Here is a 13,328-nt window from a genome sequence, read left to right as displayed (position 1 = left end):
TGACCTGGGTTTTTCCATCCTCCGGGTCATCGGAAGGTGGAAAAATGATCTTGTGGGTGGCCTGTGGGTGACCACGAGTGCAGGACTGGATGGCGACACCTCGCGGCGGCCTCGATGCCCAGCTGCGGCAGCATCGACGTGTAGAGGTCTGACGTGATCGCCAACGTCTTGCAGCCGAGCATTTCCTGCACCACCTTCATCAGCACCCCTGCCCGCCAATACCAACATTGCCGCCCCGTGCCGCGGTTCGTGCAGCCGAATTGGGGGTAGGTCGAGCTTGGCGATCCAGTATCTGAAACCGGTTCGACACATGGTTCGGGTCCAACGTTTCACCGCGATCGGTGCAGAAGATCAGGTCGTGCTCACGCTAGGGGTTTCCGGCTTTCGCGCGCGACCCCTTCTTGTGCTCTCGGTGTTCCTCGAGGACGAGGCGAGTGTCGGCGTCGAGGGGCAGTTTCCGGAAGCCGAGCCGGTTTTCGGGGTGTCGAAGACGAGGTCTGGATCGAGGGTGAGGATCGTGTTGGCGATCCGCAGCGATTTCCGGGACGCGCTGAGCTCGGACCATCGGTGCCGCAGGCTTCGCCGCGTTGCGGTCCCGGTAGGCGAGTAGATAAAATTGGGGATACCAGGGGCTTGAACGATGGCGTCGAGGTAGTCCCCGGTGTCTCGGGCATCCACACCATGACAGGCCACGGAGGATTTCCGGTGCGCCACCAGTGCTCAACCCGTTCTCGGCCGCCGTGGTCACCGCGACCTTGCCGTGCTCGTCGCAGTGACCAGGCGCCGGGCAAGAATGTGGATGGGCGCTGGGCTTGAATCGCCGTGGTTCGCGGGAACGCCGGCGGTGGAGATGTCGTGGACACGCACTGACGCGGAGTCCGCGACGGTAAACAACGCCCTCCATGTCCCGCAACGCGGCGGACACGGCGTCCGGGGCGCAGCTCCAGCAGTGGTTCCCCCTTGCGGCCATCGTCGCCCGGCTTGGCCAGGCAAAGGCACACTCGGGTCCCCTACATCGGGTCTTCCGTGCGCACGCGGGCCTCATGAGGCGGACGTGAGGCGCTGTCCGGTCCACCACGATTTACTTCGTGGGCGTCATCGGTGTCGTCCGGGTGCCGCCTGCCCCGTGGTTCCCCGGCGAGGCTCTGCGGATTTCTGGCGATCTCCTATAGGCACTGGCAGAAGCTGGAGCCGAGCTCCATTACTGCGGTTACATGATCGTGGCGTGGCCGCTGGAGCACGAGGAGGGGATGGCAGGCGTGGGGCAGGGCGACGGCGCTGATGGGCACAAGACTGTTCGTGAGCTGAACGCTCAACTTCAGGCGTTGCGGAAGCAGCGGGTCTCCGACGATAGGGAGGGCGATCAGCGCGAGGTGTATCTGCGGGGGATCGCGCTGATTCGACATGATCGTGACGCGGGTGTCTCACCGGGGACTCAGTCCTGCCGGACCAGCGTCGAGCAGGCTATGGCGGTGGCGGAGGAACTCACGGTGGCTGCGTGCAGGCTGTGGACCCGCGTCCAGGTCGCCGGGTTGGGCGAGGCGGATCCCAGGACGCATGCGGCGAAACGTGCGGTCGAGGAAGCGTTTCGAGACGCGATTTCGGCTTTCTCTGAGGCGTTGAACGAGGACGAGACGGCATGAGGGGAAAGCACAAACGCGCCAGGGCCAATCGGGAGGCCAGGGCACAATCCGCCGAGATCAAGCGGTTGCGCGATGAGATCGAGGCTGAAGTCCAGCGGGCCGCGACAGCCAAGGACCGTGCTGCTCAAGCCCGCGCCGCCCGCGCACGTCTGGCTGAGGAACGCGAACTCACCGCGCGGCGGTTGCGCATGATTCAGGACGACGCGAGCAAGCAGACGGCAGCTGCGGCGCGAACCGTGGACAGGCTGGAAGCCGCGCTACGTGAGGTACGCGCCGCTGATGAAGGCCTGGAGCGAGCGTCCAGTGGTCATCAGGTCGTCGACGACGCGTCCCGGGCGGGGATCCGAGTCAAGTTCCCGGCGGTGCACGAGAACGCTTCGCCGGAGTTCCTCGGTCTCTGGTACCGCAAGCAGGTGGGAACCGAACTCCAGTCAACTCGTACCGTTTCGCTGAAGGGCTGGGTTCCGCCGGAAACGGAATCCGACGACGAGTCCTATGCGCTCTATGCGCGGTCCTTCGCGTTGCATGAGCATCCGGAAGCGATCTGGACCTGGGCCGTCCCGCCGTGGATGGGGCTGCCCACCGACACCAGCGACGCGCCGGAACTACGCGCTCAGCTCGGCGCGACCACGACCGGAGCCCCACAGCTGCCCACGACCGCCTTCCCTGGCCCGTCGCTGCGTCCCGATGCGGTGATCGTGACACCGTGGCGGCACGCGCCGATGATCCCCCACCCGGCGGACGCCACCGACCTGGCGTACTGGTATCGACGCAGCACCTTCAGTCAGCTGTGGCATACCGAGGACGTTGCGGTTCCGTTCTGGTTGCCCGCCGAGCACTCAACGTCGTTCCCCGACGCTCGCGCCCTGCCCGACGAAGTCGATGTCCGACTGCCCTTCCGGCAAGTCTTCGTCGTGCTGTCCGAGCCGTGGCGCATTGAACCCAACCGCCGGCATAAGAACCGGTTCCTGCGCACCGCTTTTCCGTTGATGATGTTCGCCCGCGGCACCGCGGCGAACGGCTACGGCCCGCCCGAGTTGTGCGAGGCGCTGAGTCGCTTGCAAGCCACCGGGCTCACCTACCGCAGCGACCTGCCCACCCCGTTGGAAACACTGGACGCATTCGGTGGCTACGTCGAGGGCCTGATCGTGACCGCGGATGGCAACGGTGTTCCCGGTGATGACTTCGCATGGTGCGTCGTGATCTACCACCCGTTCGGATTCCCCTTGGGGCGCATCGCCATCCCGGCCTCACGCGCTCAGTCGGCCTGGCGCCCCCAAGTCGGCAACATCATCGCCGGAACCGCGCTGAGCTGCTGGCACCGGCCGTCGGTCCTGCCGCCACGTCAGAACCCAAACAGGACCGGAATCGCGGCCCGCATCGACGACGGCGCCGACGATCCCGCTGGTGTGCATGTGCTCGACGTCGAGGCCACCTCACCCCGCGCACCTCGCGAGCAGGACGAGGAAACGCTGCGAACCCAGCGGCCGCATCTGCGCCGTGGTCACTGGCGTCACCAACCGGTCGGGGCGGGGCGGCGTGAGAAACGCTGGACCTGGGTCAAAGCCACCAGCGTCCATGGCGGCGCCACTTCACGCCACCAGGTCTACGTGCTGCGGCCAACGCCAGCTACCCGACACGTGTGATCACGCTCGGCGGGGCTGCAGCCCTACATGCCAGGCGGTCAACTGCGCGCTCGCAGGCTGCCGGCATCATCCGCGCGAAGACACCCTTCAGGCGCCGATCGACGTGATCACCGCGCGGGACGCAGGCACTGCATCGGCGTTCGCGCAGCCAGTTGGGCAGCGTGCGCCGCGGAGTCACCGAGATGAGTGACCAGCGGGCAGCGCGGGTCCCGAGGACGCGCACTGGTGTGGTGGTGGCTTTGTGGGATAGATACGGCGCGGGGTATCCACCCGGTGCTCCCCAGGAAGTCGACGTGCCCTGGCCGCTGCAGAGCGGTCAGGAGGAGGCATGCTAGTTGATCACTTTCCGCTGGTCGAGCTGCGGCTGACCACCCCAAGGCTGGAACTACGGCTGCCCTCGCCCGAGGAACTGGCCACGCTGGCGGACGCGGCCCGCCGACGGCATCCACGACCAGGACGCCACGCCCCTCACTGCGGCCTAGGGATCCCGGTCACCACCCACGGACTCGCCCCCTGCCTGCCGCTGCTCGGGATCACCTCGGCGTGACCACCGCAGGGCGGGGTTGCTCCCGCCGGGGCGATCACGGAACCTCACATGTTCACCGGGGCTTGACGCGAAGGATGCCCGTCAAAACGGGTCAGGCCCAGCCTGCTGTTGGTCCGGCTGTTCAGTCGCCTGCAACAACTCAGTAACGGCAGAATCACTCCACGCCTGACGGCCGGACGAGTGGCAGTCTGCGGCAAGATGACATCTGTCTAGCTGACTTACGTAAGGATCGTTGTGAGCACACTCGGTAGCTTCATCTGGTCGATCGCGGACCAGCTTCGGGGCCCTTACCGCCCTAACCAGTACGGAAACGTAATCCTGCCGCTCACGATCCTGCGCCGTCTCGACTGCATCCTCGAACCCGACCGCGAGACCGTGCGCGAGCTGGCCGCCAGGTACGACAACCCCAACCGGCTCAGGGTCGAGGTCACCAAGGCCACCGGCCGGCCGTTCTACAACACCTCGCGCTACTCCTTCGCCAATCTCCTGGCCGACGCCGACGGTCTCGCGGACAACCTCGCCGACTACATCGACCGGTTCTCTGCAGATGTCGACGTGTTCGACTACTTCGACTTCAAAAAGGAGATTCTCGCGCTGGAGAAGGCGGGGCTCTTGCGCGAGGTCGTCAAGGCGTTCGGAGCCGTCGACCTCCATCCCGACGTGGTGTCCAACTCGGACATGGGGGATGCGTTCGAGTACATCATCCGCAAGTTCAACGAGGCCGCCAACGAGACCTCCGGCGACCACTACACACCGCGCGACGCGATCCGGCTGCTGGTCGACCTGCTCTTCGCTGAGAAGGACGCCGACCTGACCGAGGCGGGCATCATCCGGTCGCTCTATGACCCCACCGCGGGCACCGGCGGCATGCTCTCGCTTGCCGAGGAGCACCTGCTCGCGCAGAATCCGGACGCCCGGCTCAGCCTGTATGGCCAGGAGTACAACCCGCAGTCCTACGCCATCTGCAAGTCCGACCTGCTCGCCAAGGGCCACGACGCGACCAACATCGCCTTCGGCAACACGTTGACTGACGACGCGTTCAAGGGTCGCCAGTTCGACTTCTGCATGTCCAACCCGCCCTACGGCGTGGACTGGAAGCAGTACGCCAAGGCCATTCAGAAGGAGCGCGACTCCGCCGGCCCCTATGGCCGCTTCGCGCCTGGCCTCCCGGCCACCTCTGACGGTCAGATGCTGTTCTTGCTGCACCTGGCCCACAAGATGCGCGCACCGGAGGACGGCGGCGGCCGGGTCGGGATCGTCATGAACGGCTCCCCGCTGTTCAACGGCGCCGCCGAGTCCGGCCCGTCGAACATCCGCAAGTGGCTGCTGGAGAACGACCTCGTCGAGGCGATCGTCGCGCTGCCGACCAACATGTTCTTCAACACCGGCATCGCCACCTACATCTGGATTCTCGACAACGCCAAGCACCCCGACCGCAAAGGCACCGTCCAGCTCATCGACGGCTCCTCATTCTGGACCAAAATGCGCAAGAACCTCGGCGCCAAAGGCCGCGAGATCAGCGACACCAACCGAGCCACAATCGTCAAGCTGTACACCGACTTCACCGACGCTGACCCCGACACCTCCAAGGTGCTACGCAACGACGAGTTCGGCTACTGGACCATCACCGTCGAGCGACCCCTGCTGGACGAGGACGGCAAACCCGTCGTCGACCGCAAGGGCAAACCGAAACCCGACACCAAGAAACGCGACACCGAGAACGTGCCCTTCACCTACGGCGGCTCCACCGCCGGCCCAGCCGGCAAGCTCGATGTCATACAGGCCTACTTCGACGCCGAGGTAAAGCCGCACTTCCCCGACGCCTGGATCGACTGGGCCAAGGTCAAGACCGGCTACGAGATCCCCTTCGCCCGCCACTTTTACAAATATGTCCCGCCCCGCCCGCTCGCCGAGATCGACGCCGACATGGAGAAACAGGTCGCCAAGATCCTCGAACTGCTAAGGGAGGTTGAGGGATGAGAACGGAACTGCCGCCGTGGCTCCCCCCGCTGCCCGCGCATTGGAGTTTGGCGCGCGGTAGAACAGTTGCCCATCTAGTCCAGCGTACCCCGTCGTCGGGAGAGGGCGTTGTAACTGCATTTCGGGACGGCCAGGTGACCCTGCGCACCAATCGGCGTATTGACGGTTTCACGGAGTCATTGAAGGAGATCGGATACCAAGGAGTCCGCATCGGCGAGCTTGTAATTCACAGCATGGACGGATTCGCGGGCGCGATGGGCGTCTCGGACTCGAACGGAAAGATGTCGCCGGTCGTCCATATCTACGCAGTTCCGGACGACAATCCGTACTATGTTGCTCATGCACTGCGCGTTGCTGCGGATAGCGGCTTCATCCAGTCGTTGGCGAAGGGAATTCGAGAACGGTCAACGTCGTTCGATAAGCTGACCTTCAAAGACATGGTCCTGCCGCGCCCGCCACGCAGTGAACAGGACGCGATCGTCGCATACCTCAACCGCGAGACCGCCCGCATCGATACCCTCATCAAGGAGCAGCAGCGCCTCATCGGCCTCCTCGGTGAGCGTCGAACTGCTATTACTGAGGGACAGCTTCTCGGCAGCGACTGGTCGGTCCCGCTTCGCTCGGTTGCCTCGCTGATTCAGACCGGACCGTTCGGAAGCCAGTTGAAGTCCGATGAATACATCGACAGGGGAATCCCCGTCATCAATCCCTCGCACATCGCCGCAGGTGTAATCCGTCCCGACGCGAAGGTGACGGTGAGCAAGGCGAAGGCCGAAGAACTGGCACGGCATGCCTTGCATATTGCCGATATCGTCGCAGCTCGACGCGGGGAACTGGGGCGCTGCGCAGTTGTCGATGCGGGCTCTGCAGGCTATCTCTGCGGCACCGGATCGGCGCTGATTCGACTGGACGGCGACAGAGTTGATCCGCACTTTATTGCACTTGTCTTCAGTAGTCGTCGAAACCGGGATGCGCTCTCGTTGGCCTCGGTCGGCTCAACGATGGATAACCTCAACGCGGACATCATTGGAGCGCTTCGTGTTCCTGTTCCCGCGCTCGATGAGCAGCGACGGGTTGTGGCTGCGATTAACGGGGCGACATCAAAAATCGATACGCTCATCGCCGAGACCGAGCGGTTCATCGAACTCTCGAAGGAGCGCCGTGCGGCGCTGATCACGGCCGCCGTGACGGGGCAGATCGACGTGCGAGAGGTGGCCTGATGGCCGACCACAACGAGGCAGTCTTCGAGACCGAGATCTGTGAGCACCTCCACGCCCACGGCTGGCTGTACTCGGACAAGGACACCGGCTACGACCGCGAGCGCGCCCTGTTCCCCGAGGACCTGTTCGCCTGGTTGGAGGCGACCCAGAAGTCGGCGTACGAGAAGGCTTTGAAGGCCGCAGGCTCGCAGGCGAAGTTCCTCGATGTGCTGGTCGCGGCGCTCGACAAGCCCCTGGAACACGGCGGCGGGACGCTCAACATCCTGCGCAATGGCGTGCAATACATCGGTGGTGGGCGGCTGAAGCTGGCCCAGTTCCGCCCCGAGACGACGCTGAACGAGACCACCAACGCCGAGTACGCCGCGATGCGGTTGCGGGTGATGCGGCAGGTGCACTTCTCCACCGCTGACCAGCGCAGCATCGACCTGGTCTTCTTCGTCAACGGTCTCCCGGTGGCCACGGTCGAGCTGAAGACCGACTTCACCCAGTCCCTGGATGAGGCGATCAACCAGTACAAGAAGAACCGCAACCCGCTGACGAACGGCCGCCTTGAGCCGCTGCTGGCTTTCGGTCACCGGGCCCTGGTCCACTTCGCCGTCTCCAACGACCTCGCCGCGATGACCACCAGACTCGAGGGGGACAAGACCCACTTCCTGCCGTTCAACATGGGCTTCGACGGTGGCGGGAACCCTCCTGGCGAGGACGGGAAGTCCGCCACGGCATACCTGTGGGAGCGGGTCTGGGAGAAGCACGCCTGGCTGAACATCATCGGCCGCCTGATGATCGTGCAGACCAAGGAGGAGTGGGACGTCACCACCGGCACCTCGGTGCGCCGCACGAGCATGCTCTTCCCGCGCTTCCACCAGTGGGAGGCGGTGACGAAGATCGTGGCCGCAGTGGCCGAGGAGGGGGTGGGCAACCGCTATCTGATCGAGCACTCAGCCGGGTCCGGGAAAACGAACACCATCGCCTGGACAGCCCATCGCCTTGCGCGGCTGCACGTCGAGGACAAGAAGGTCTTCGATTCGGTCATCGTGGTGGTCGACCGCACCGTGCTCGACGGGCAGCTGCAGGACGCGATCCGGCAGATCGACGGCACCGGCAAGATCGTGGCCACGATCAGCCCCGAGGACGTCCGCAAGGCGGGCGCGAAGTCGAAGTCCGGTCTGCTGGCACAGGCGTTGAAGAACGGCGAGCTGATCATCGCGGTGACGGTGCAGACGTTCCCGCACGCCCTTGAGGAGATCCGGGCTGACTCCGGGCTGAAGGGCAAGCGGTTCGCCGTCATCGCTGACGAGGCGCACTCCTCCCAGTCCGGCCAGATCTCCACCAAGCTCAAGCAGGTGTTGACCGCCGAGGAGCTCAAGGAGATCGAGGACGGCGGCGCAGTCGACGTCGAGTCGGTCCTGGCCGCGGAGATGACCGAGCGCGCCGAGTCGCCGAACATCTCCTACCTCGCCTTCACCGCGACGCCGAAGAACAAGACGCTGGAGCTCTTCGGTCGCAAGGGCCCCGACGGCAAGCCGGTCGAGTTCCACCTCTACTCGATGAAGCAGGCGATCGAAGAGGGCTACATCCTCGACGTGCTGAAGGGCTATCAGTCCTACGACACCGCGATGAAGATCGCCGGCAATGCGGCCGGTGACGGCAGCGACGGCTACGAGGTCGACGAGGCCGCTGCCCGCAAGGGCCTGATGCGCTGGGTCCAGTTGCACCCGACGAACATCAGCCAGAAGGTCCAGATCATCGTCGAGCACTTCCACATCAACGTCGCGCACCTCCTGGACGGCAAGGCCAAGGCGATGGTCGTGACCGGCTCACGCAAGGCCGCGGTGAAGTACAAGAAGGCGATCGACGCCTACATCGCCAAGCGAGCAGCCCAGGACGCCACCTACGACTACCGGACCCTGGTCGCTTTCTCCGGAGCCGTGTCGATGGCCGAGGACGAAGAGTGGGCCACGGACTGGGGACCAGCGCCGACCAAGAACGACGAGTTCACCGAACCGAACATGAACCCCGGCGCCAGCGCCGATCTGGCCGCCGCGTTCAAAGGTGAGACCTACAAGATCATGCTGGTCGCCAACAAATTCCAGACCGGGTTCGATCAGCCGCTGCTCTCCGCGATGTATGTCGACAAGAAGCTGTCCGGAGTCACCGCGGTGCAGACGCTCTCCCGGCTCAACCGCACCCATCGCACCGCAAGCGGGGAGCAGAAGCGTAAGACGTTCGTCCTCGACTTCGTGAACAAGCCCGAGGACATCAGGGCGTCCTTCGAGCCGTACTTCAAGAACGCCACCTTGGAGACCGAGACCGACCCGTACGTCGTCATCCACCTCGCCAACAAGCTCGCGCAGGCCGGGATCTACACCGAAGACGACGTCCGCACGGTCGCCGAGCTGTGGGTCACCCGCAAGGGCAACAACGCGCTCTCCGCGGCGATCAGCCCGGCGCAGCACGACTTCCGACGCCGCTACGCTAGAGCGATCGAGGAAGACGACAAAGTCACGCTCACCACCCTCGACCTTTTCCGCAAGGACGTCTCCACCTACGTGCGGCTCTACGACTTCATGAGCCAGATCATCGACTACGGCGACCCGTACCTGGAGATGCTCTCGATCTTCCTGCGCCTGCTGGAAAAGGTCATCGCCGAGTCTTCCTGGGCTGCCGAGGTCGACCTCTCCGACGTGGTTCTGGTCGGGGTGAAGCACACCAAGGCAAGCACAGTGGACATCTCGCTGACCGGCGACGGCGAGCTGAAAGGCATCAACGCGGCGGGGAGCGGCACGAAGAAGGAGCCGAAGTACGTCGCGTTGCAGGTGGTCATCGACAAGATGAACGACCTCTTCGGGGCCGAGTCGTTCACCCAGTCCCAGATCCGAGAGTTCGTCCAGGGGCTGGTCCAGCGACTGCTCGCATACCCTGATCTGGTCAGGCAGACCAAAGTGAACTCGAAGAAGCAGTTCATGGAGTCGCAGGACTTTCAGGCAGCAGTCACCGAGGCGGTTGTCGACAACCAGGATGCCCACAACACAATGGCTGACTACTTCTTCAGCGACGGGCCTGCGATCAATGGCGTCATCCTGGCAATCGCTGATGCCTTCTACGAAGCGGCGATCGACCAACCGGCGGGTGCCTGACGGAAGTCCGAGCGCGCAAGCCTGACGACCTGAGGAAGCGGCCACCCGCGCATGGCGGCGAGCCGCATAAGGCGACGCGGCATGTCGGCAGATCCCCAAACCCAGTCGCGGTGGCTCCGCACACCAGCCCCATGTCTTAGGGTCAACCTCTGGAGGCGGAGGCTCCAGTCACCAGGTCGGGGGTTCGAGGGGATTGTCGTTGTGCCGGGCGCTGGCCGCGCGGTTGCGCCAGATCGCTGTGGTCCTGCCGGTGGCCCAGTTGCAGGAGGCCGCATCGCGCGCTGAGGACGCCGCCGTTGCCCTGCTTACTGCACAGGGCAGCTACGAGACGGTCCTTGCGGTCAGTGCGAAGGCACTCCGCGACGCCGCGTCGACCATGACAGGCTCGGTGGGACGGCTTGTCCACGCAGCGAACTGGATGGAGTTGTACTGCACCGACATCCTCGGCGTCGCTGCCCCCGGTGCTGTGCCAGGCCAACAGGCCCCGGCATCGGTGCCTGTTGGCCTGGCTCCGCCGCTCGCTCACCTTGACGAGCACCTCTTCCGGGGACACTCGCGACACAGGCGCGTCACGGGCTACCACCACCGACACGGAGGCTTGAACCGCGGGCGCATGAAGATCAGCGACCGCACCCCTGTCGATGCCCGCGGAATCTAATGTGATCTTGGTCGGCAGATTGGATGACCATGTTCGAGCTTGATGTGGAGCAATCACCGTCCCGGTCTTTGGAGTTTATCGAGAAGAAGGGCCGGGGGCATCCGGACAGCTTGGCGGATGCACTAGCCGAGATCATCTCGTACTGCTACGCGAATTACTGCCTTGAGAATTTCGGCGCGGTCTTACACCATTACGTGGACAAGCTCACCTTGCTGGGTGGCGAGGCGCGGGCTACGCCTGGATCGTACGCCCAGGTGAGGAAGTTCCGCGTCGTTCTCAACGGGCGGTTCAGCCGAAGTTTCTCCGGCCAGGAGATACCTGTGCTGGAGATCGCACGCGAGGCGGTAAGAGATTATCTGCCACTGACACTTCCTCTGGTCGAGGATTCCCATTGGGAGATTGTCGACAACACGAATCCGTCCGCAGGATCGTCGGCGAAGGGCTGGCATTGGTGGGCGCCTCGTGGGCTGGAGGATCTGCCTGACCTGACGCTGCGGCGGGCGAATGACACGAGCCTGTCGATCGCGAGTGCGCCTCGGACGCCCTTGGAGATGGCGGTGCTCGCGGCGGAGCAGGAACTGTTCGAAGGGCTCTGCCTGGCGAAGGAGATCGGGAGCGACGTCAAGATCCTCGCCTCAAGGAGGGGGCGCAGGCTGGAGGTCACGGCGTGCGTCCCGGTTCTTGCGTCGGCCATCGGATCGCGGGAGGACTATGACGCGATCAAAGCACGTGTGCAGCACGTGCTTGACGAGATCTTTCGGAAGGTCCCGAATGTCGACGAGTTCGCGTTGTACCTGAACACCCGTGATGACGTGGCCGCGGGTGACTTGTACCTCTTGGGTCTCGGCACGGCGCTGGAGCATGGTGATGAGGGCGTTGTTGGGCGGGGAAATCGGTCGAACGGGCTGATCAGCACTGAGTTTCCGATGTCGCTCGACGCGCCGTGGGGGAAGAACCCGGTCTACTTCTCCGGCCGTGTGTACGACGGGTGCGCGCGTGCGGTGAGCGAGGAGCTCTGGTCGCAACTCGGGATGCCCAACTCGGTGTACCTGGCTTCGCAGAACGGAAGGCCCTTGGCTGATCCGTGGCAGGCCGTGGTGCGCGCGCCGATCGCGGACGACGTCGTGAAGGAACGCGCCTTGACCGTTGCGGAGGAGACGTTCCGGCGTGCCCTGAGCCTGGACTTCCAGTTGGCCGATACCCAGCGCCGCCATCCGCATCTTCCCGTGGTGAAGACGGCGTGAATACGGGTTTGAGTTTCGCGACGCTCAGCAAGTACCCGCCGTATCGTTCTGGACATGCCCAGCAGGCGTTGTGGAACAACCGTGCGCTTGCCCGGATCACGGGACGGATTCAGCACCAGGTGACCTACTGCGGGACACCGCGCGACCCGGGCGACGACGCCGGGGCCGACGTGGTGGTGCATCACGTCCCGCAATCGGCGCGGAATGGCCGGGCTGTGGACGGGCACTTGATCAAGGCGATGGCTGCCGAGGTGGTGCGGGTGTGCCTGGACCACAACGTCGATGCCGTCCTCACCTACTACGCCGACCCGCACGCGGAGGCGGCGAATCGCGCCGTGCGCGTTCTGAGCGAGTTCGGTCGGCATCCTGTGCTGCTGCACAGTCTCGAGGGAAGCGACGTGCTGGATTCGATCTGCGAGCACGTCGAGGATCGGCAGGCGGCACTGCTGATCACCGATGTCGTCGACGCCGACGTGCTGTGCGCCGTCTCCCACTACACCGCCGACTGTTTCGTTCGCGCGGTCGACGACATCTTCGGCGCGCAGGCGGCCGAGGCGACCGCGAGCCGGGTTCACATCCGGTACCCGGGCCTCCCCGATTCCGCGTTCGCGGCACCGGCCGCCGAGATCAATGATCGAGATCTTGTCTCGCTCGGGATCGATCCGAGGCGTCCGGTGGTGTCGAGCATCGGTCGCCTGGCGCCCGAGAAGGGGCACGATGTGGTGGCCGACGTGGCCGAGCACGCGTACGCCGAGGGCTCCCCGGTGCAGTTCGTCATCGCCGGCGGCGGCGAGATCGGACGCGAGCTTGACCGGCGCCAGGCGCGGCTGCCGAACTTGTTTGTGCGACGTGACGTGGACCCGGCCCGATTGCACAGCTTGCGAGCGGCGTCAGCCGCCGGTCTGTTGCCGACCAGGGCGGTGCCCGGATTCACCGAGACGTTCTGCATCTCGGCGCTGGAGTACGCCGCCGTGGGTGTTCCGGTTCTGGCCACTCGCCTCGGTGGCGTCCCTGAAGCGGTTCCGGGCGAGGACTTCCTGATCGAGCCGACAGCATCCTCGTGCGAGTGGTGGGCACGGCTCACGCGTGTGCTGGAACGGCGTGCACACCTGGGCGAGGCCGCACGGGTGTTCGCCCGTGGCTTCACCGACGAGGTGAGCGCCTCGCGCATCCTCGACCTGACGACCGCGGCGCTCGCCCTACGGGCGTCGGCGTGAGGCCGGATACCGTTCCCCCGCTGGTCGGCCGGATCG

The 13,328-nt window shown here is 64.8% G+C and carries 9 protein-coding genes; 8 read left to right on the top strand and 1 reads right to left on the bottom strand.

Going from position 1 to position 13,328, the window contains the following annotated elements; genetic code table 11:
- Positions 1–26: 26 nt before the first annotated feature.
- Positions 27–200, bottom strand: a complete 174-nt coding sequence (locus BLT28_RS17605) for a hypothetical protein (RefSeq protein ID WP_156050958.1) — start codon at positions 198–200, stop codon at positions 27–29.
- Positions 201–1,214: 1,014 nt separating this feature from the next.
- Between BLT28_RS17605 and BLT28_RS17595 the strand changes: the two genes are divergently transcribed.
- The 8 genes from BLT28_RS17595 to BLT28_RS17560 all read left to right on the top strand — a co-directional run bounded on the left by BLT28_RS17595 (position 1,215) and on the right by BLT28_RS17560 (position 13,292).
- Complete coding sequence (locus BLT28_RS17595; RefSeq protein ID WP_030429692.1) at positions 1,215–1,643, top strand: hypothetical protein; 429 nt, start codon at positions 1,215–1,217, stop codon at positions 1,641–1,643.
- On the top strand, positions 1,640–3,289 hold the full coding sequence (locus tag BLT28_RS17590) for a hypothetical protein (protein WP_156050956.1): 1,650 nt from the start codon (positions 1,640–1,642) through the stop codon (positions 3,287–3,289). Before BLT28_RS17595 ends, BLT28_RS17590 begins: the two co-directional genes overlap by 4 nt.
- A 328-nt stretch (positions 3,290–3,617) precedes the next feature.
- The gene (locus BLT28_RS40245) at positions 3,618–3,836 is read left to right on the top strand and encodes a hypothetical protein (RefSeq protein WP_156050954.1); all 219 of its coding nucleotides are present in this window, start codon (positions 3,618–3,620) and stop codon (positions 3,834–3,836) included.
- A gap of 234 nt (positions 3,837–4,070) precedes the next feature.
- Positions 4,071–5,816, top strand: a complete 1,746-nt coding sequence (locus BLT28_RS17585) for an HsdM family class I SAM-dependent methyltransferase (RefSeq protein WP_030429690.1) — start codon at positions 4,071–4,073, stop codon at positions 5,814–5,816.
- A gap of 134 nt (positions 5,817–5,950) precedes the next feature.
- Positions 5,951–7,036 (top strand): restriction endonuclease subunit S, encoded by a 1,086-nt coding sequence (locus BLT28_RS17580; protein ID WP_052407339.1) that lies wholly within the window; start codon positions 5,951–5,953, stop codon positions 7,034–7,036.
- Positions 7,036–10,173 carry a type I restriction endonuclease subunit R gene (locus BLT28_RS17575; protein WP_030429688.1) on the top strand — a complete coding sequence of 1,046 codons (3,138 nt, stop codon included), beginning with the start codon at positions 7,036–7,038 and terminating at the stop codon, positions 10,171–10,173. The genes BLT28_RS17580 and BLT28_RS17575 overlap by 1 nt, the downstream gene beginning before the upstream one ends.
- A gap of 681 nt (positions 10,174–10,854) precedes the next feature.
- Positions 10,855–12,075: a methionine adenosyltransferase gene (locus BLT28_RS42045; RefSeq protein ID WP_030429686.1), complete on the top strand. Its 1,221-nt coding sequence runs from the start codon at positions 10,855–10,857 to the stop codon at positions 12,073–12,075.
- A 239-nt stretch (positions 12,076–12,314) separates the two neighbouring features.
- A complete protein-coding gene (locus BLT28_RS17560) occupies positions 12,315–13,292 on the top strand; it encodes a glycosyltransferase family 4 protein (RefSeq protein WP_231950866.1) in 978 nt (325 codons plus the stop codon).
- Positions 13,293–13,328 lie beyond the last annotated feature (36 nt).

The sequence above is a fragment of the Allokutzneria albata genome (genome assembly GCF_900103775.1).
In the GTDB taxonomy this organism is placed as follows: Bacteria; Actinomycetota; Actinomycetes; order Mycobacteriales; family Pseudonocardiaceae; genus Allokutzneria; species Allokutzneria albata.
The sequence above is the reverse complement of the archived record's forward strand: the minus strand, read 5'-3'. Positions and strand labels throughout refer to the sequence as shown.